Source organism: Brevundimonas sp. FG8 (assembly GCF_057808845.1).
Genome location: NZ_JBMDIU010000003.1, coordinates 393,522 through 412,652, shown reverse-complemented (window position 1 = coordinate 412,652; position 19,131 = coordinate 393,522). Strand labels below are relative to the sequence as shown.

General features: G+C 67.4%; 13 protein-coding genes. 8 read left to right on the top strand and 5 right to left on the bottom strand.

Features of this window, described 5'->3' with window-relative positions:
• Positions 1 to 11: 11 nt before the first annotated feature.
• Together ACODRV_RS08245 and ACODRV_RS08240 are read right to left on the bottom strand one after the other, a co-directional pair.
• Entirely contained in the window at positions 12 to 389 is a 378-nt protein-coding gene (locus ACODRV_RS08245) for a response regulator (protein ID WP_488907997.1), read from the bottom strand.
• Positions 382 to 1,902, bottom strand: a complete 1,521-nt coding sequence (locus ACODRV_RS08240) for a sensor histidine kinase (protein WP_488907996.1) — start codon at positions 1,900 to 1,902, stop codon at positions 382 to 384. Before ACODRV_RS08240 ends, ACODRV_RS08245 begins: the two co-directional genes overlap by 8 nt.
• 148 nt (positions 1,903 to 2,050) lie before the next feature.
• On the opposite strand from ACODRV_RS08240, the gene ACODRV_RS08235 reads away from it, so the two are divergent.
• The 8 genes from ACODRV_RS08235 to ACODRV_RS08200 all read left to right on the top strand — a co-directional run bounded on the left by ACODRV_RS08235 (position 2,051) and on the right by ACODRV_RS08200 (position 15,885).
• On the top strand, positions 2,051 to 3,556 hold the full coding sequence (locus tag ACODRV_RS08235; RefSeq protein ID WP_488907995.1) for a carboxylesterase/lipase family protein: 1,506 nt from the start codon (positions 2,051 to 2,053) through the stop codon (positions 3,554 to 3,556).
• 225 nt (positions 3,557 to 3,781) lie between these two features.
• The gene (locus ACODRV_RS08230; RefSeq protein WP_141626364.1) at positions 3,782 to 4,843 is read left to right on the top strand and encodes a LacI family DNA-binding transcriptional regulator; all 1,062 of its coding nucleotides are present in this window, start codon (positions 3,782 to 3,784) and stop codon (positions 4,841 to 4,843) included.
• Entirely contained in the window at positions 4,843 to 7,920 is a 3,078-nt protein-coding gene (locus ACODRV_RS08225; RefSeq protein WP_488907994.1) for a TonB-dependent receptor, read from the top strand. The genes ACODRV_RS08230 and ACODRV_RS08225 overlap by 1 nt, the downstream gene beginning before the upstream one ends.
• Positions 7,921 to 8,055: 135 nt before the next feature.
• A complete protein-coding gene (locus ACODRV_RS08220; RefSeq protein ID WP_488907993.1) occupies positions 8,056 to 9,498 on the top strand; it encodes a glucoamylase family protein in 1,443 nt (480 codons plus the stop codon).
• Positions 9,495 to 10,769 carry an extracellular solute-binding protein gene (locus ACODRV_RS08215; protein ID WP_488907992.1) on the top strand — a complete coding sequence of 425 codons (1,275 nt, stop codon included), beginning with the start codon at positions 9,495 to 9,497 and terminating at the stop codon, positions 10,767 to 10,769. The genes ACODRV_RS08220 and ACODRV_RS08215 overlap by 4 nt, the downstream gene beginning before the upstream one ends.
• The gene (locus ACODRV_RS08210) at positions 10,766 to 11,665 is read left to right on the top strand and encodes a carbohydrate ABC transporter permease (protein WP_488907991.1); all 900 of its coding nucleotides are present in this window, start codon (positions 10,766 to 10,768) and stop codon (positions 11,663 to 11,665) included. Before ACODRV_RS08215 ends, ACODRV_RS08210 begins: the two co-directional genes overlap by 4 nt.
• Positions 11,662 to 12,477, top strand: a complete 816-nt coding sequence (locus ACODRV_RS08205) for a carbohydrate ABC transporter permease (RefSeq protein WP_141626368.1) — start codon at positions 11,662 to 11,664, stop codon at positions 12,475 to 12,477. The genes ACODRV_RS08210 and ACODRV_RS08205 overlap by 4 nt, the downstream gene beginning before the upstream one ends.
• A 183-nt stretch (positions 12,478 to 12,660) precedes the next feature.
• Positions 12,661 to 15,885 carry a discoidin domain-containing protein gene (locus ACODRV_RS08200; protein ID WP_488907990.1) on the top strand — a complete coding sequence of 1,075 codons (3,225 nt, stop codon included), beginning with the start codon at positions 12,661 to 12,663 and terminating at the stop codon, positions 15,883 to 15,885.
• 3 nt (positions 15,886 to 15,888) lie between these two features.
• Here ACODRV_RS08200 and ACODRV_RS08195 read toward each other — a convergent pair whose 3' ends face one another.
• The 3 genes from ACODRV_RS08195 to ACODRV_RS08185 form a co-directional block, all read right to left on the bottom strand.
• Positions 15,889 to 16,968 carry a hypothetical protein gene (locus ACODRV_RS08195; RefSeq protein ID WP_488907989.1) on the bottom strand — a complete coding sequence of 360 codons (1,080 nt, stop codon included), beginning with the start codon at positions 16,966 to 16,968 and terminating at the stop codon, positions 15,889 to 15,891.
• Positions 16,969 to 17,031: 63 nt separating this feature from the next.
• Positions 17,032 to 18,516 carry a replicative DNA helicase gene (locus tag ACODRV_RS08190; RefSeq protein WP_141628257.1) on the bottom strand — a complete coding sequence of 495 codons (1,485 nt, stop codon included), beginning with the start codon at positions 18,514 to 18,516 and terminating at the stop codon, positions 17,032 to 17,034.
• A gap of 117 nt (positions 18,517 to 18,633) precedes the next feature.
• A complete protein-coding gene (locus ACODRV_RS08185) occupies positions 18,634 to 19,011 on the bottom strand; it encodes a hypothetical protein (protein WP_141626371.1) in 378 nt (125 codons plus the stop codon).
• Positions 19,012 to 19,131 lie beyond the last annotated feature (120 nt).

The window sequence follows — 19,131 nt, the reverse complement described above, 5'->3', positions numbered from 1 at the left end:
ATCCCCAGGCCTTATCCCCGCTCGATCCCCATCACCGCCATCAGCGCATCGCACACGGCGGCTTCGGTGAAGGGCTTCTGGATGGTCCGCTGGCCACGCCATTCGTCGGGCAGGCCGCCTTCGCCGTATCCGGTGGAGAAGACGAAGGGCACGCCCCGGTCCTTCAGCGCCTGCGCCACCGGGAAGACCTGACGACCCGCCACGTTGACGTCCAGCAGGGCGGCGTCGAGCACCCCCTCCTCGCCGACCAGGGCCAGGCCCTCGTCGATGTTCGAGGCCGGCCCCACGGGCGTGCAACCCATGTCTTCCAGAATGGTCTCCAGCAGCATGGCGACCAGCGACTCGTCCTCTACGATCAGCACCCGGCGACCCGAAAGCGCGTCAGTCATTCGTCATCTCCCGGTCCAGCGGAACCATAAACTCCGCCGAGAACCCGGCGGTTGCGTAGTCAAGTTTCACCTCGCCCCCCAGATCATGGCGGACGTTGCGTTCAATCAGTCGGCTGCCGAAGCCCCGTCGGGTCGGCTCGATCACCGGCGGGCCGTCCAGCTCGCGCCAGGTCAGATGCAATTTCGGGTGCAACTGGTCGGCGACCGACCAGTCGACCATGACCCGTCCCTCCGGCCCTGACAGGGCGCCGTATTTGGCGGCGTTGGTCGCCAGTTCGTGGAAGATCATGCCCAGCGACAGGGCCGCAGCGGGGCCCAGCGCCACCGGCGCGCCGTTCAGGCTGATGCGCTGCGGGCCGTGCGCCTCGGTCTCGTGCTCCAGAATGGCGCGCAGGTCGGCGCCTTCCCAATGGCTGCGGGTCAGCAGGTCGTGGGTGTGCGACAGGGCCATCAGCCGGGCCTGGAAGCTCTCGGCGAAGGTTCTGGGATCAGTGTGCGAGCGCGCGGTCTGCATGGCGATCGACTGGACCGTGGCCAAGGTGTTCTTCACCCGGTGGTTCAGCTCGTCGATCATCAGCTTCTGCCGCTCGGCGGCGATGACGGTATCGGTGACGTCGTGGCCCTGAATGAAGACGCCCGCGACCTTGCCGTCCTGATCCCGGATGGGCTGGTAGATGAAGTCCAGATACAGGGTCTCCAGCGGGCCGTCCGGCGTCCGCTGAAGCTTCACCGGCGCGGCCCGACCCTCATAGGCCTCGCCCGTCGCGCGGACGGTGTCGAGGATGTCGACGAATCCCTGGTCGGCTACCTCCGGAAGGGCGTCCCGCAGAGGCAGGCCGGTGATGTCACGCCGGCCGATCAGTTGGGCGTAGGCGGCGTTATGGGTCTGGAAGACATGCTCTGGCCCCACCAGGACGGCGACGAACCCCGGCGCCTGCATGAACATCTCCAGCAGGCGGTTATGCTCGGACTGGAGGCGCCGGTTGTCCTCTTGGACATGCTCGGCGCGGGTCAGGATGTTGCCGCTCAGGATGTAGTCCAGCGCCTCGCGGTCGGCGTCCTCCGCGACGCGCCGGCGCAGACGTTCCAGCTCGGTGATGTCCGTGGTGTGCTGAAGGATATAGGCGATGCGGCCGGTGCGGTCGTGAATCGGCGTGTGGGTCGCCGACCAGAAGCGTTCTTCAAGCTCGCTTGTCCCGTCTTCCCGGATCGACGGGATGGCGTAGCGGATCAGGGCCAGGTGGTCGCGGCGATTCTCTGACAGGACCCGTTCAAACGAGGCGCGGAGCTGTCGGGCGTTTTCACGTCCATCCTCGGTTGGGCCGGCGCTGAAGACCTCGAAGAGATTGCGCCCCAGAAGCGCTTCGCGGGTCATGCCTGTGACGGCGAGGTAGGCCGCGTTCATACCCGCGAAATTCAACTCGGGGGTCAGCAGCATATAGGGATTGGGCGAGGCGTCGAACGCGCTCGCCAGATCGACCGCAAGGTCGTCTGTATTGGCCAGATCCTTCAAACTACAACCCCGCACTCGTCTTATGGTAACGCTTTGACATGACGCCGGTTCCGGCGGAAGCAGCAGAAAACTCTTCGTCATTTGAGCCCGGCGGGGCAGGGGGGCTAGGCTGCCGGACATGATAGCTTCACTGTTCGCGGCGGCCCTCATGACTTCGCCTCTCCAGACCCCCGATCCCGGTGTCCAGCCGCGCGTGACCGTGGCGCAGGGCACGCTGGTCGGGCGGCAGGTCGATGGCGTCGACAGCTTCCAGGCCATCCCCTACGCCGCGCCGCCGACGGGCGAGGGACGGTGGCGTCCGCCGGCTCCGGCGGCGGCCTGGGAGGATGATCGCGATGCGGGCGCGCCGGGCGCCATCTGCATCCAGCCGCCCTCGAACGGTGATCCCGGCGTCGGCCCCCTGCCGATGAGCGAGGACTGCCTGAACCTGAATGTCTGGGTTCCGGCGCAGCATTCGGGGGCGCCCCTGCCGGTCATGGTGTGGATCCACGGCGGCGGTCTGAACAACGGTTCGGGCACGGCCCGGCTGTACGACGGCGCCAATCTGGCCCGGCGCGGCGTGATGCTGGTGACCATCAACTACCGGCTCGGACGGCTCGGCTTCTTCGACCACCCCGCCCTGGCCGCTGAGCGCGCGCCGGGCGAGGACGCCGCCAACTACGGCCTGATGGATGTCATCGCGGCCCTGCAATGGGTGCGGGACAACGCCTCGGCTTTCGGTGGAGATTCCACCAATGTCACCATTTTCGGCGAGTCCGCCGGCGGGGCTCTGGTCAACCGGCTGATGATCTCGCCCCGCGCGCGAGGCCTGTTCCATCGGGCGGTGGTCCAGTCCGGACTGGGCCGCGATCAGGGCACGCCCCTGACCGAATTGCGTCCCAACGGCGATCCGTCGATGCAGGACCGGGGCGTCGCCTTCGCCGCCGGGGAGGGGCTCGCCCAAGCGACCGCCGCCGATCTGCGCGCCATCCCGGCCGAACGGTTCCTGGCGCCCGCGCCGAGCTTCTACGGCGGCGATCTGCTGGTGAAGGACGGCGGCCTGATCGCCGAGGACGTCGAGGCCGCCTTCGCCGCCGGGCGCGAGGCGCCGGTTCCCTTCATCATCGGCTCGAACAGCGCCGAGTTCTGGTGGATGAAGCCGACCGACATATCGCCCTACGGGGCCATCGACGACGCCATGACGCCCGACGAGCGCACGGCCTTTATCGCGGCCTACGGTGGGGAGGACGGCTACAATGCCCACGTCCTCAGCGATCTGGTGTTCAGCGAGCCGGCGCGCCATCTGGCCCGTCTGCACGCGGCCAACGGGCACCCCTCGTGGGTCTATCGCTTTGATGTGGTGTCGGCCGCCATGCCGGAGCCGCACGCGGGCGCCACCCATGCGTCCGAGCGCCAGTATGTCTTCGACAATCTGTCGGCCTCGCCCTGGCCGACCGAGGAGATGGACCAGCGGCAGGCGACCGCGATGGCCGACTACTGGACCACCTTCGCCCGCACCGGAAATCCCGACGATGGACGCCATCCGGCCTGGCCGCGCATGGAACCGCAAGGCGACAGGCTGCTGGAGTTCACGAATGACGGACCGGTGGCCAGGGACATTCCGTTCAAGGATCGTCTGGACCTGATCGAGGCCTATTACCGCCGCATTCGATAGCGTCATCCGGCGGCCTGCGTCCGGCGTCTATCCCTGCGACTTACCGCCCTGAAACGCTTGTGGCCAAAATCCGGCCCTTGCGGGGCACGCGACTCGTATGTCATGTAATCGGTTACACGGTGCTTCGAACGGACTCGCGGAAAGCGGGCCGGGGTCGGGCAGTCGTCAGGGAGACTCACTTTTGTTCCGTTCACACACGCAGCCTTCGGGCGCGGGCGGTCAGGCTTGAAGCCGGCGACCATCCGCGACGTCGCCCAACGCGCGGACGTGTCCGTCGCGTCGGTTTCGCGTGTCCTGAACGGAAACGGCCCGGTGACCGAGGCCACCCGCAAGCGGATCATGGAGGCGGTCGACGCCCTGCAGTACGTGCCGCATTCGGGCGCGCGCAGCCTGTCGACCAGCAAGACCAGCACCGTCGGCGTGATCCTGCCGGACCTGTACGGCGAGTTCTTCTCGGAGCTGATCCGGGGCATGGACGTGGCCGCCCGCGCGCTGGGCTATCACCTCATTGTTTCGTCCTCGCACGACGATGCGGACGAGGCGTCCGCCGCCATCCGCTCGATGCGGGGGCGGGTGGACGGTCTGATCGTCCTGTCGCCGCATCTGGGCGCCGCCAATCTGGCCGCCGGTCTGGCCGGTCGCACGCCGGTGCTGCTGATGAACGGCGGCGCGGTGGACGCGAACCGTCCGTCCATCGTGGTCGATAACCACGGCGGCGCCGTCGCCGCGGTCGAGCACCTGATCGCTTTGGGCCGCACGCGCATCGCCCACATCGCCGGACCGACCGGCAACCTCGAGGCCGAGGCCCGTCTGGCCGGCTATCTGGAGGCGATGGCCGACGCCGGTCTGCCGACCATGGTGGTCGACGGCGCCTTCACCCGGGCCTCGGGCGAGGATGCGGGCGCCGCCCTGGCCGCCCGGTCGGATCGCCCCGACGCGGTCTTCGCCGCCAACGACAACATGGCCGTCGGCGCCCTGCTGGCCTTCCAGGACGCCGGTCTGCGCGTCCCTGAAGATGTTGCGATGGTCGGCTTCGACGACATCCCGCTGGCCGGGCTGGTTCGTCCCGCGCTGACGACCCTGAAGATCCACATCGCCGAAACCGGTCGCAAGGCGCTTGAACGCCTCGTCGGCCTGATCGGCTCGAACGCGGACACCGCGTGCGAGGTGGTGCGTCCCGAACTGGTGGTCAGGGCCTCCAGTCACCCATTCCCGACCGGCTCCGGCGTCGCCGGCTCGGGCCAGAAAACTGTCCAGACACCGTCTCTTGAAGGGGAGAAACTGTGATGAGCATCAAGAACAGGGCGTACCTTGGGGCGGCCTCCGCCCTCGCGGTGGCCATCGCGCTGGGAGCCGCCGGAGCGGCGAGCGCCCAGGTCACCACCTCGACCATCCGGGGCTCCGTCACCGACGGCGCCGCGGCTGAAGCCGGCGCCGTCGTGGTCGCCCGCGACGTGGCCAGCGGCTTCACCACGCGCACGACCGCCAACTCGGGCGGCGGCTATGTGCTGTCGGGCCTGCGTCCGGGCACCTATGAGGTGACGGTCACCACCAGCGACGGCCAAAGCGCCAGCGAGACCGTCTCGATCGGCGTCGGTCAGGTCGGCGATCTGGACCTCTCGGTCGGGGTCGAGACGGCTGACGCCGCGCCGGGCGCCACCGAACTGGGCGAAGTCGTCGTCACCGGGCGCCGTCTGGCCGAAGTCCGGACGCCGGAAAACGCGACCAACGTCACGACCCAGCAGATCAACAACCTGCCGCAGATCAATCGCAACTTCCTGAACTTCGCGGCCCTCGCCCCCGGCGTCCGGCTGTCGCTGGACGAGAACGAGCAGACCATCACCGCGGGCGGCCAGCGCGCGGAATCGGTCAACGCCTTCATCGACGGCGCCAGCCTGAAGTCGAACGTCATCGCGGGCGGCATCATCGGCCAGGACGACAGCCGCGGTAACCCGTTCCCGCAGGCCGGCATCCAGGAGTTCCGGGTCGTCAGCCAGAACTTCAAGGCGGAGTACGAGCAGGCCTCGTCGGCGATCATCACCGCCGTCACGCGTTCGGGCACCAACGAGTTCCACGGCGAGGTCTTCGGGACCTATCGCGACCAGAGCTTCATCACCCAGGACTACTTCGCGGACCGCGCCGGCCGCGAGCAGCCCGATCTGGAAGTGCAACAGTACGGCTTCGCCATCGGCGGCCCGATCATCCGTGATCGTCTGCACTTCTTCGGCACCTACGAGCGCAAGAAAGAAGGCCGCGCCAACGTCGTCGACCTCGGTGATCGCGCGACGCTCGCCGACGAGACCCGCTTCGCCGACTACATCGGCACCTTCGCGGCTCCGTTCGAGGAAGACCTGTATTTCGGCAAGCTGAGCTGGCAGCCGTCCGAGGGGCACCTGGTCGACTGGAGCGTGACCTATCGCGACGAGTCGGACCTGCGCGACTTCGGCGGCGCGGAAGCGTTCGAGCGCGCCAACAACCTGCAACAGACGACCCTGACCAGCAACCTGCGCTGGCAGTGGCAGACCGACTCGTTCCTCAACGAGCTCGCCATCGACTACCGCGACTACAACTACAACCCGGGCGCGGCCAACTTCTCGGACGTCGGTCAGAGCTACCGCCGGTTCGAGGACTCGAACACCAGCACCCCGGCCTTCGATCCGGACTACTTCGGCGGGTTCACCATCCTGAACCTCGGCGGCCGCGACAGCACCCAGGACATCCACGACAATGCGATCACGGTCCGCAATGACCTGACGTTCAATGACCTGGAGATGAGCGGCTTCCACACCATCAAGCTGGGCGCCAAGGTGTCGTTCCAGAACTATCAGGTGGAGAAGCAGTTCGGCCGTAACCCGTTCTACTACTTCGACCTGGACGGTCGTCCGGAACTGAGCGGCAGCACCACGGTGCCCTACCGCGTCGAACTGGGCCGGTCGTTCCCCGAGGTCGATCTCGATAACACCGTCATCGGTCTGTACCTGCAGGACGACTGGCGCATCACCGACCAGCTCGAGATCAACATCGGCCTGCGCTGGGACTACGAGACCAACGCCAACAACAACGACTACGTCACCCCGGCCAGCGTCATCGCCGGTCTGGACCAGTGGATCGCCTCGACCGACGGCGGCAAGCCGGCCGGTTACGCCCCCAGCTGGTTCAACCGCGACGACTACATCTCGACGGGCAACAACCGCGACCCGTTCGCGGGCGCCATTCAGCCGCGGATCGGCTTCTCGTATGACATCTTCGGTGATCGCTCGACGGTGATCTTCGGCGGCGCCGGTCGGTACTACGACCGCGTGAACTTCAACTTCTCCTACGACGAAATCGTCAAGCCGTTCGACATCCGCCAGAACGCCTTCTTCAGCACGACGGGCCGTCCCGCCGGTGAAGATCGTGATCCGGGTCCGGGCGTCGATCTGCCGGGCGAAGCGGGCGACCCCATCCTGTGGGATCCGTCCTACGGCACCGCCGCCGGTCTGGATCCGGTCTTCGCGACCATCCCGGGCAAGGGCGAAGTCTTCCTGCTGTCGAACGACTTCGAGCCGCCGCGCACCGACCAGGTCAACTTCGGTGTTCGTCAGCGCCTCGGCGACTGGCAGACCGAAGTCACCCTAGCCTACGGCAAGACCAAGAACGAGTTCACCTGGCAGTATCTGACGCGCTGCCGCGAGCCCAACCGTCCGAACGACGGCGGCGGCTTCGGCGACAACGGCGGCTTCTGCGGACCGGGCGCGGCCAATCCGTACCGCGGCTACTTCGTCTCGGATCACAACAAGGAACGCGAATTCCGCGCCCTGTATCTGAAGGCTGACAAGCCCTACACGCGGGACTCGGGCTGGGGCTTCAACCTGGCCTACACCTGGTCGGAAGCCGAACAGAACGGCGGCCGTGACGCCTTCTGCTTCGATTGCTTCAGCGTTGAAACCTCGCCGGTTCGTCCGACGGACAATGATGAACGTCACCGCATCGTGGCCAACGGCATCGTCGACCTGCCGTTCGACTTCCAGCTGTCGGGCATCCTGACGCTGGGTTCGGGCACGCCGTTCGACGTCTTCGACGGCACCGGGACGGACTTCTACTACCGGCCCAACGCCGGCCGGCCCGAGCAGTACAACTTCATCATCCCGAACGCCTTTGCGTATCGGAATCTGGACCTGCGCCTGACCAAGAACTTCGAGTTCGTTCCGGGTCAGCAGCTGTCGGTGTTCGTCGACGCGATCAACGTCTTCAACTTCGACAACTTCGCCGGCTTCGACGGCGGCACGGGTTCAGCGACCAGCCCGAACCCCAACTACGGCCAGCCGTCGCGCGTCCTGTTCCCGACCCGGACCTTCCAGATCGGCATGCGCTACTCCTGGTAACCCCGGGTGCGACCCTCGGGCGGCTTTCGGGCCGCCCGGCGGGCGCTACACTCTCCTGAGCCTGAACGGCCGCTCCCAGCCCAACCGGGGGCGGTCTTTTTTTGATCCCAGTATTCCGAGTTAAGAGGTGAACCCATGAACCGCAGACGTTTTCTGATGGGGTCCACCTTCGCCGGCGCGGCGCTGGCGGTGGCCGGTTGCGCCACCATGCCGTCCGCGACGCCCATGGTTCCCACCGGGCCCGCGCTTGACGGCGATGTCGAAGACCTGCAGCGCAGGACCTTCGACTGGTTCGTGCATGTGACCCAGCGTTCGAACGGCCTGACGCCGGATCGCTGGCCGACCAAATCCTTCTCGTCCGTCGCCGCCGTCGGCTTCGCCCTGACCGTCTGGCCCGTCGGGGTCGAGCGCGGCTGGATGAGCCGGGAGGAGGCGCGTGAGCGCACCCTGACCACCATCCGCTTCTTCCACGATCTGCCGCAGGGGCCCGAGGCCACCGGCAGGGGCGGCTACAAGGGCTTCTTCTACCACTTCCTCGACATGGACACCGGCCACCGCTTCGGCACGACCGAGCTGTCGACCGTGGACACCGCCTTCCTGGTGTCGGGCATGTTGTTCGCCGCCCGCTGGTTCAATGGCGACCACGCCGACGAGGCCGAAATCCGTCGCCTGTCGCAGGCGATCTATGAGCGGATCGAGTGGGACTGGGCCATGGTCCGCCCGAACCGCATCACCATGGGCTGGCACCCCGAGACCGGCTTCATCCCCTCGGACTGGAACGTCTACAACGAGGGCATGATGGTCCTGCTGCTGGCCATCGGCAGCCCGACCCACCCGGTCCCCGCCAGCGTCTGGGACGAGTGGTGCAGCGTCTACGATCAGAGCTGGACCGACCGCTGGGGCCCCAAGCACCTGCATTTCGCGCCCCTGTTCGGGCACGAGTTCAGCCACATGTATATCGACTTCCGCGGCATCCACGATCGCTGGATGCGCGAGCAGCAGGCCGAAATCCCCGGCTTCGACTACTTCCAGAACAGCGTCCGCGCCGTGGACGCCCAGCGCAAATACGCCATCGACAACCCGATGGGCTGGGCCGGCTATTCGGCCGACGTCTGGGGCCTGACCGCCTGTGACGGCCCGGGTGATTTCCGTCAGGTGATCGACGGCCGCGAGCGTGAGTTCTTCAGCTATTCGGCGCGCGGCCCCGGCGACCGCGACGACGGCACCATCGCCCCGACGGCGGCCATGGCCTCGATCCCGTTCGCGCCGGATCACGTCACCGCATGCCTGAAGGCCATGAAGGCCCGCTACGGCGCCGCCCTCTACACCCGCTATGGCTTCCTGGATTCCTTCAACCCGACACTGACCCAACGCGATGGACCGCTGCAGCACGGCAAGATCTATCCGGGCATCGGCTGGGTCGCGGATGACTATCTGGGCATCGATCAGGGGCCCATCGTCATCCAGATCGAGAACCATCGCTCCGAGATCGTCTGGAAGGCCATGCACGGTGAGCCCAATCTGGTGCGCGGCCTGAAGCGCGCCGGCTTCACCGGCGGCTGGCTGGATAACGCATGAGCCTGTACCGGCCGGATCGACGCACGGCGCTCGGCCTCATGGCCGGGGCGGCCGCGACCGGCCTGTCGGCCTGTGCCGGCAGCGGCGAGGGCCGCACCCGGCTGAGTTTCTGGGCCATGGGCTCGGAGGCCACCAATGTCGGCCAGATCCTGCCGGAGTTCGAGCGGCTGAACCCCGACATCAGGGTGGAGGTGCAGGCCCTGCCGTGGACCGCCGCCCACCAGAAGCTGCTGACCGCCTACGCCGGCGCCTCGCTGCCGGATGTCAGTCAGGTCGGCAACACCTGGGTGTCCGAGATGACAGCCATCGGCGCCATCAGCCCGATGCCGCCCGCCGCCGCGGACCTGCTGACCGACCAGTTTCCGGCGGTGCTCGACACCAACCGGATCAACGGCCGGGCCATGGCCACCCCGTGGTACGTCGACACTCGCCTGATCTTCTACCGCACCGACCTGCTGCGTCAGGCGGGGTATGAGGCCATGCCGGGAGACTGGGCGAGCTGGAAACAGGCCATGCACGCGGTCAAGCGCGTGGTCGGGCCCGACAAATACGCCGTCCTGCTGCCGCTCAACGAGTTCGAGCAACTGCTGACCTTCGGCCTGCAGGGCGACGCGCCCCTGCTGAAGGATCAGGACACGCGCGGCAACTTCTCCACCCCGTCCTTCATCGCCGCGCTGGAGTTCTACAAGAGCCTGTTCGACGAGGGGCTGGCCCCCGTCGCCTCGGCCGCCCAGATCTCCAACGTCTGGACCGAGTTCGAGCGCGGCTGGTTCAGCTTCTACTTCTCCGGCCCGTGGACCATCGGCGACTTCAAGGATCGCCTGTCGCCCGGCGTCCAGTGGATGACCGCGGGCGTGCCCGGCCCGACCGGCCCCGGCGCCTCGGCGCCCGGCGGGTCGTCGCTGGTCGTCTACAGCAGCTCGCGCCACCAGGAGGCGGCGTGGAAGCTGGTCCGCTACCTGTCCGAGCCGCGCGTGCAGGCGATCTTCAACGGCATCACCGGCAACCTGCCGGCGCGCGAAAGCGCATGGTCCGCCCCGACGGTGGCGAACGACCCCTACATCGCCGCGTTCAAGGGACAGCTTTCGCGCGCGAAGGCCGTGCCCAAGGCGCCCGAGTGGGAGCGGATCGTGACCGAGATGCAGATCGTCGCCGAACGCATGGTGCGCGGTGAGTTCGCGCCCGCCGCCGCCGCCGCCGAGATCGACAAGCGCGTGGATCGCCTGCTGGAGAAGCGCCGCTGGATGATCGAACAGGGGAGGGCGGAATGACCCCTTCATCCCTCCGCAAGCGCGAGCGCGCCGCATGGGGCTTCGTCGCCCCGTCGCTGCTGGCCATCGGCGTCTTCTTCGCCATTCCGGTCTTCGCGGCCCTGCTGCTCAGCCTGACCGACTTCGACATCTATGCGCTGGCCGACATCGGCAACATGCGCTTCGTCGGCCTGCAGAACTATGAGCGGCTGTTCTCCAACCCGCTGTTCTGGGGCGCGATGAAGAACACCGGCCTGTTCGCCGTCATCGGCGTGCCCCTGTCCATCGCCACCTCGCTGGCCGCCGCCGTCATCCTGAACGCGCGCGTCATCAAGTGGCGGCCGCTGTGGCGGGTGATGTTCTTCGCCCCCTTCGTCACCACCCTCGTCGCGACGGCGGTGCTGTGGAACTACATGCTCCACACCCGCTATGGCGTGATCAACTGGGCGCTGGGCGCGTTCGGCATTCCGCCGGTGGACTGGCTGGGCGACCCCTCGACTTCCATCCCGGCCATCCTGATGTTCGTCGTCTGGAAGACCTTCGGCTACAACATGCTGATCTTCCTGGCCGTCCTTCAGACCGTGCCGGACGACCTGTATGAGGCCGCCTGCATCGACGGCGCCGGTCCGCTCAAGCAGTTCCGCCATGTGACCCTTCCGGCTATCGCCCCGACCCTGCTGCTGGTCTCGATCATCGCCGTCGCCAGCTTCTTCCAGCTGTTCGCCGAGCCCTATGTGATGACGCAGGGCGGCCCGGCCCAGTCGACCGTGACGGTGCTCTACTTCATGTACGAAGAGGGCTTCAAATGGTGGAACCTCGGCTCCGCCAGCGCCGTCGCCTTCGTCCTGTTCGTCTGCATTCTGGCGGTCACGCTGGTGCAGCTGGCCGTGGCGAAGAAGGTGGGGGCCTACGAATGAAGCTACGCTCGATCCTGCTAAACCTCGCCGTCGCCCTGATCGCGCTGGCGGTGATGTTCCCGCTGGTCTGGATGGTGTCGGTCAGCTTCATGTCGACCGGCGAGGCCGCCGCCTTCCCGCCGCCGCTGTGGCCGAAAAACTGGACGCTGGAACACTACCGCGACCTGTTCGTGACCCAGGGCATGGGCCGCTATCTGTGGAACAGCTTCGCGCTCGCCACCATGGCGACCGTGCTGGCGCTGGGCTTCACCGTCCCCGCCGGCTACGCCTTCGCCAAGCTGAAGTTCCGTGGCCGTGAGCGCCTGTTCCAGCTGCTGGTCGCCGCGCTGGTGGTGCCCGCCCAGATCGGCACCCTGCCTCTGTTCCTGATGCTGAAGTCCATGGGGCTGGTGAACACCTGGGCCGGGGCCCTGGTGCCCTGGCTGGCCTCCATCTTCGGCCTGTTCCTCGTGCGCCAGTATGCGCTCAGCATCCCCGACGAAATGCTCGAGGCCGCGCGCGTGGACGGCGCCTCGGAGAGCCAGATCTTCCGCAAGGTGGTTCTGCCGACGATGCAGCCCATCGTCGTGACCCTGGCCCTGTTCGTCTTCCTGGGCAGCTGGAACGACTTCCTGTGGCCGCTGATCATCCTGACGGACCAGTCCAACTACACCCTGCCGGTGGCGCTGGCGGCCCTGTCGCGCGAGCATGTGCAGGACGCCGAGATGATGATGGCCGGCGCCGTCATCACCGTCGCCCCCGTGCTGGCCATCTTTCTCGCCCTGCAACGCTACTACATCCGCGGCATGCTCGCGGGCAGCGTGAAGGGCTAGGCACGCGCGGTCAGTTCCTCCCCCTTGGGGGAGGGGGATCGCGAAGCGGTGGAGGGGTCTGTCCGCTTCGCCGGTATTGTCGGTGATGGCGACCGCGCTGCACCGAAGTTCGGGGCCGGAGCCCCTCCACCATCCTTCGGATGGTCCCCCTCCCCTGAAGGGGAGGAACGATGGAGTTGAGTTATGCGCACCTTCCTGCTGGCCACCACCGCCGCCCTCGCTCTGGCGACGGCCGCTCACGCCCAGATCCAGAACGGGGCCGCACGCCCCCTCGACGCCTTCGAGACCTTGACCCCGTGGACCGCGGACGCCTCCACCGATGTCTCGTCCGCCGTGTCCGAAGTCCCCGGCCATGACGGCAAGGCGATGCGGCTGAGCTACGACTTCAACGGCCGTTCGGGCTACGCCTTCGCCGCTCGCGCCCTCGATCTGCGCGTGCCCGACAACTACGAGATCAGCTTCTGGGCGCGCGGCGAGATGCTGCCCAATACTCTGGAGATCAAGTTCACCGACGCCTCGGGCGAGAACGTCCACTGGCGCCAGATCCAGAGCTTCGAGGCGCAGGGTGAGTGGACCCGCTACGTCATCAAGAAGCGCCAGATCATCTGGGCGTGGGGCCCTGAGCCCGACCGCACCTTCCGCGGCGCCGCCCGGATCGAGTTCGTGGTCACGGCGGGGCAGGGCGGGCGCGGCTGGCTGGAGATCGACCAGCTCGAACTGCGCGAACTGCCGCCCGAGCCGTCGGTCGCGCCGCGTCCGGTCGCAAGCGCCTCCAGCGAGGACGGGCTGAATGTCGCCGCACGGGCCGTGGACGACGATCCACTGACCTCCTGGAAGTCGACCGTTGCGGGCGAGCAAAGCCTGACCCTGGATCTCGGCTATGAGCGCGAGTTCGGCGGCCTGACCCTGCGTTGGGCGGATCGCATGGCGGCGTCCGCCTATCGCCTGATGGCCTCGTCCGACGGGCGCGACTGGCGCGAGCTGGCTTCGGTCACCGACGGCAACGGCGGGACCGACTGGCTGCGTACACCCGAGGCCTCGGCTCGCTGGCTGCGTCTCGATCTGCTGACGCCCCGCGACGAGAGCGGCGTCGTCGGTCAGGCGGGCGCGGGCCAGCGGCTGGGGCAGTTGGCGGCCAACGCCTACGCCCTGACCGGCCTTGAGATCGAGCCCCTGTCCTTCGGCGAGACGCCGACCAGCTTCATGATGGCGGTGGCGGCCGAGAGCCGTCGCGGCCTCTATCCACGCGGCTTCCACGGCGAGCAGCCCTACTGGACCCTCGTTGGCCTGGATGGCGGCGGCGAAAGCGGCCTGATCAGCGAGGACGGCGCCATCGAACTGCGTCGCGGCGGTCAGACCATCGAGCCCTTCATCCTTGAGAACGGGCGGCTGATCACCTGGGCCGACGTCAACATCACCCAGTCACAGGCGGACGGCGACCTGCCTATTCCGTCGGTGCTTTGGACGGGCGACGGCTGGACCCTGAAAACCACGGCCTTCACCGAGGGCGGGCGGCGTCCGCCGTCCCTCTACGGCCGCTATGACCTGAGCAACACTTCGGACCGTCCCCGGACGTTGACGCTGGCGCTCGCCGCGCGCCCGTTCCAGGTCAACGGCCCGCGCCAGTTCCTGACCACCCCCGGCGGCGTGGCCCCCCTTGAGGGCATGACCTGGCAGGACCACGGGGTGCTGCCGCTCCCGGGCGGCGCCTCGGTTCGCCCCATCGTGACGCCCGACCGCTACGTCGCCTCCACCTTCGCCGCCGGGTCGGACCCGCAAAGCCTGCTGGCGTCCGGCCGGACCAGTGGTCGCACGGTCGTCGATCCGACCGGTCTGGCCTCGAGCGCCTTCGTCTATGAGGTGACGCTCGCGCCCGGCGAAACGCGGACCTTCGGCTTCATGTCGCCGCTCACGCGGGACCATCTGTATTTCTATGACACCCGGGGCGCGGACGATCCCGCCGCCTTCTTCATCGCGCGTCAGGCCGAAACCGCCGCCCAATGGCGCGAGAAGCTCGACCGCTTCGACGTCACCCTGCCGCCCGAGGCGGGCCCGGTCGAGGCGGTGATGAAGTCTTCGCTCGCCCATATGCTGATGTCGCGTCAGGGGCCGATCCTGCAGCCGGGCACGCGCAGCTATAACCGCAGCTGGATTCGCGACGGGGCCATGATGGCCGAGGGGCTGAACCGGCTGGGTCACGCCGACCTGTCCGCCGACTATCTGCGCTGGTTCGCGCCCTACGTCTTCGACAACGGCAAGGTGCCCTGCTGCGTCGACAGCCGCGGCGCCGATCCGGTGCCCGAGAACGACAGCCACGGCGAGTTCGTCTTCCTCGCCGCCGAGACGTATCGCTACACCGGCGATCTGGAGCTGCTGCGCGCGACCTGGCCGCAGGTGCAGGGCGCCATCCGCTACATGGACGAGCTGCGCGCCTCGACCCGCACGCCCGAGTTCGAGGCGGCGGACAAGCGCCACCTGTTCGGCCTTCTGCCCCCGACCATCAGCCATGAGGGGTATTCCGACCGTCCGGCCTATTCCTACTGGGACGACTTCTGGGGCCTGCGTGGCTACGCCGACGCCGTCTTCATCGCCGAGACGCTGGGCGACGCCGAGGCCGCCGCCCGCTTCCGCGCCGCCGAGGCCCAGTTCAAGGCCGACATCATCGCCTCGATCACCGCTACGGCCCGCGTCCACGGCATCGACTGGATCGCCGGCGCCGCCGACCGGGGTGATTTCGACGCCACCTCGACCACCATCGGCCTGTCCCCCGGCGGCCTGATCGACGACCTGCCGCCCGAGCTGCTGCAAGGCACCTTCGACAAGTGGTGGGACAACTTCACCGCCCGGCAGGAGAACCGTCAGGCGTGGAAGGACTACACCCCGTACGAGTTGCGCAACGTCGGGGCCATGGTTCGACTGGGGCGGCGCGAGGAGGCGATCCGCGCGCTGGACTTCTACTTCGCCGACATCCGCCCGCGGGCCTGGAACGGCTGGGCCGAGGTCGTGGGCCGCGAGGAACGCGAGCCCCGCTTCATCGGCGACATGCCCCATGCGTGGATCAGCTCGGACTACATCCGCTCGGTCATGGACATGCTGGTCTATGAGCGGGACCGCGACAATGCGCTGGTGCTGGCGGCGGGCGTCCCGACCCGCTGGCTGGCCGGGGAGGGCGTCGGCGTCCGCGCCGTCCGCACGGCTTACGGCCCGCTGACCTACAGCTTCCGCGCCGACCGCCGGGGCTATCTCCTGACGCTGGAGCCCGGCGTCACGCCTCCGGGCGGCTTCATCGTTCCGTGGCCCGCCGGCGAGACCCCGCCGGCGACCGTCCGCATCGACGGCCGCGCGGCGGCTTTTGTGAACGGCGAGCTGGCCATCCCGGCGGGGGCGCGACGGGTGGAGATGCGGTGAGGCCTAGCGGCTTTTCAGGCTTTCCAGCAGCCAGTAGTTTCGGCTGGTCTGATTTCTCGACAGCGCGATCGGACCCGAGAACGACGCCTTTAATGTCGCGCCGGCGGGGCGGAACACATAGGTTCCGGCCATGAAGCCGTCCCCGACCTGCTCGACAATCCTGCCATCGGGCAGGGTTTCAATGCCGCCCACGGGCGGCTGCGCCCCGGTGGGGTCAACAGCCCGGTTGATGTCCAGCATCGCGTAGCGGGCGATCAGGCTGTGGGCGTTGGCGATTTCGGCGCGCAGCATCGCGCCATCGTTCTGAAGCCACTGTTCTGAAACAAGGATGCTCTTTTCAGCGCGGGTCAGGAAGTCGTCGCGGGCGTCGCGGATATCCCGGATGTAATCGACCCCGGCAGTGGTGCCGCTGGTCGGAATGGCCCCGGTCGCCCGGCTGGCGCGGCGGGTAATGGCGGCGACCAGAGAGGCTCGGACCTCCGGGGTCAATTCCGGCGCCTGAAGCTCGGCGGAGTAGTAGGTGAAGAGGTTCTTGTAGACCTGGACGCCCGCCGCGTCGCGGTAGGTGACTTCCGACATGATCCGGATACCGTTGGAGTAGTCCGACATATTGTAGATCGTGATGATCTCGATCGTGTCGTTCAGTCCTTCGGGGTGGGTGACCTTCTGAACCCTTGAGACGTCCGAGACCGTAATCGATCCATCCATCGGGCGGCCGGACAGATCACGGAAGGTCTGTTCCATCGCCCGGTTCAGCGTTTCGGCGGTGAAGATCGTCTCAAGCTCATCGGCGTTCTGAACAGCCCGTCGATGGGTGTCGGCTTCCATCATGGCGATTACGCCACCCACCAGAAGGCCGGCTCCAAGCCCGCTGAGCCCCTGAGACATCTGGCCTGCCGCGCCCGACATGCTGTTGTTTGACGAAGGCCACGTAGGGGACAGACCGAAGTTGTTGTCCGTGACCGCGACCGGCGTGGCGCCCATCTGCGTGATCTGCTCCGCCGTCATATGGCGGGCGAAGGTGGCGTCGGACGCGCACGCGCCGAGGCTCAGCGCGGCGAGCACGCAAGCGATCTTCTTCATCAGGAATCCCCCGTTACAGAGGAAACCTATGGCTGAGCTTCGCCGCGCCTTCAATGGCGCCGATCAGTCCCCGTAGTCGCTGTTGTACCCGCCCTGCCCATGCGCCAGGTTGCCGAAGCGGGTGGTGTTGGCGTCGAACGCCAGTTTCACGATGCCGATGGGGCCGTGACGCTGCTTGCCGATGACGACTTCGGCCTGATGCTCCAGCCGGTCCATCTCCTGCTGCCAGTTCAGGTGTTCCTCGGTGCCTTCCTTGGGCTCGGCGCGGCCCAGGTAGTAGCTCTCGCGGTACACGAACATCACGCAGTCGGCGTCCTGCTCGATCGAGCCCGATTCACGAAGGTCGGACAGCTGGGGCCGCTTGTCCTCGCGCTGCTCGACCTGACGCGACAGCTGCGACAGGGCGATGATCGGCACCGACAGTTCCTTGGCCAGCGCCTTCAGGCCGCCGGTGATCTCGGACACTTCCTGCACGCGGTTCTTCTGGCTGTTCTCGCCGGTGGTCACCAGCTGCAGGTAGTCGACGATGATCAGGTCCAGCCCGTGCTCCATCCGCTTCAGGCGGCGCGCGCGCGCGGCCAGCTTGGAGATCGACAGACCGCCGGTGGCGTCGATGTAGAGGGGGCTTTCGCCGATCTCGACCGCCGCGTCGCGGATCTTGCCGAAGTCCGAGGCGTCGATCTCGCCCTTGCGCAGCTTGTCCGACGACACGCCCGAGGCGTCGGCCAGCATACGCATGGCCAGTTGTTCGGCGCTCATTTCCAGCGAGTAGAACGCGACCACCCCGCCCGAGACCGTCTTGCGGCCCTCCGGCGTCGGCTCCCAGCGATAGCTGCGCGCCACGTTGAACGCGATGTTGGTGGCCAGCGCCGTCTTGCCCATCGACGGACGGCCCGCGAGGATCAGCAGGTCGGAGGGGTGCAGGCCGCCCAGCTTCTGGTCCAGATCGTCCAGCTGGGTCGCCAGACCGGCCAGTTTGCCGTCGCGCTGATAGGCCTCCGCCGCCATCTGCACGGCGCCCGACAGGGCGTGGGAGAAGCTGACGAAGCCCGACGACGGCTTGCCCGTCTCGGCCAGCGAATACAGGGTCTGTTCGGCCTGTTCGATCTGGTCCTCGGCCGGACGCTCGGGGTCGGGGGCGTCCCTGATGATCTCGCCGCCGATGCGGATCAGGTCGCGGCGCAGGGCCAGATCATAGACCACGCGGGCATAGTCGGGCGCATTGGCGGCGGGCGGGGCGCGGTCGACCAGATCGGCCAGATAGCGCAGACCGCCGAATTCCTGGAACGCCGGGTCCTGCTTGAACCGCTCCATCAGGATGGTCGGCTCGGCCAGCAGGCCCTGCCGGATGTGATCCTCGATCGCGTCGTACAGGCGCTGGTGGAAGGGTTCGTAGAAATGGGCGCCGCGCAGGCGGTCGCTCAGCCGCTCAAACACCGCATTGTCGAACATCAGCGAGCCGAGCAGCGCCTGCTCGGCCTCGAGGTTGTGCGGCAGGGACGCGACCGAAGGCGTGTCGTTGAAGGCGGAGGGAGCGAAGGCGTTCATGGTCATGATGTCATGCCCTTACACGCGGCCTGCGTCATTGTTGGTCGTATCGGTTGCCGGGGACAATTCGCCGGGGCTGTGGGCAGTCCCGAATTCCGCAAACGGATCAGTTAACGATCACGCGCCGCAGGGCCAGCGCTCGATCATCCACTCACGGATCGCCTGCTGAACCGTCATGTCGCGGCGGGCCTGCGGCAGGGCGCGGAAGCGGGCCAGCAGGCCCTCCGGCGTGATGCCGGTGCCGCGCGACGGAATGCAGTAGGCTGGCCGACGCCCGGCCCTCTGGTCGGCGAACTGGGCGTTGCGAACCGCGTGCACCGAGGTCGAGACCTCGTTGATCAGGCGGCGGCCGTCTGGGCGCAGGGCCGCGGTGGCGTTCTGCGGCAGGCGGTCGGCGATGGACAGGAACTCGCGCACCGTCATGGCCTCGGCGGCGGTGAAGGCGGCAAGCGAAAGGAACAGGGCGAGCCCGAGGGCCGACGCGAAACGAAGCATAGGGGGAGGTCTCCGACCGTCCAGTTAGGGTCGGAGACCGCCGATGGCAACGCTCGCGCCGACCTTTTTCAACGACGGATGACTTCAGGTCTCCAGCGGAACCATCGGCAGGGTGTTCTC

Excerpts from the sequence above, each read along its gene's own strand:
- ACODRV_RS08245 (WP_488907997.1), bottom strand. The coding sequence starts at position 389 with ATGACTGACGCGCTTTCGGGTCGCCGGGTGCTGATCGTAGAGGACGAG.
- ACODRV_RS08235 (WP_488907995.1), top strand. The coding sequence starts at position 2,051 with ATGACTTCGCCTCTCCAGACCCCCGATCCCGGTGTCCAGCCGCGCGTG.
- ACODRV_RS08225 (WP_488907994.1), top strand. The coding sequence starts at position 4,843 with ATGAGCATCAAGAACAGGGCGTACCTTGGGGCGGCCTCCGCCCTCGCG.
- ACODRV_RS08220 (WP_488907993.1), top strand. The coding sequence starts at position 8,056 with ATGAACCGCAGACGTTTTCTGATGGGGTCCACCTTCGCCGGCGCGGCG.
- ACODRV_RS08215 (WP_488907992.1), top strand. The coding sequence starts at position 9,495 with ATGAGCCTGTACCGGCCGGATCGACGCACGGCGCTCGGCCTCATGGCC.
- ACODRV_RS08210 (WP_488907991.1), top strand. The coding sequence starts at position 10,766 with ATGACCCCTTCATCCCTCCGCAAGCGCGAGCGCGCCGCATGGGGCTTC.
- ACODRV_RS08205 (WP_141626368.1), top strand. The coding sequence starts at position 11,662 with ATGAAGCTACGCTCGATCCTGCTAAACCTCGCCGTCGCCCTGATCGCG.
- ACODRV_RS08200 (WP_488907990.1), top strand. The coding sequence starts at position 12,661 with ATGCGCACCTTCCTGCTGGCCACCACCGCCGCCCTCGCTCTGGCGACG.
- ACODRV_RS08195 (WP_488907989.1), bottom strand. The coding sequence starts at position 16,968 with ATGAAGAAGATCGCTTGCGTGCTCGCCGCGCTGAGCCTCGGCGCGTGC.
- ACODRV_RS08190 (WP_141628257.1), bottom strand. The coding sequence starts at position 18,516 with ATGAACGCCTTCGCTCCCTCCGCCTTCAACGACACGCCTTCGGTCGCG.
- ACODRV_RS08185 (WP_141626371.1), bottom strand. The coding sequence starts at position 19,011 with ATGCTTCGTTTCGCGTCGGCCCTCGGGCTCGCCCTGTTCCTTTCGCTT.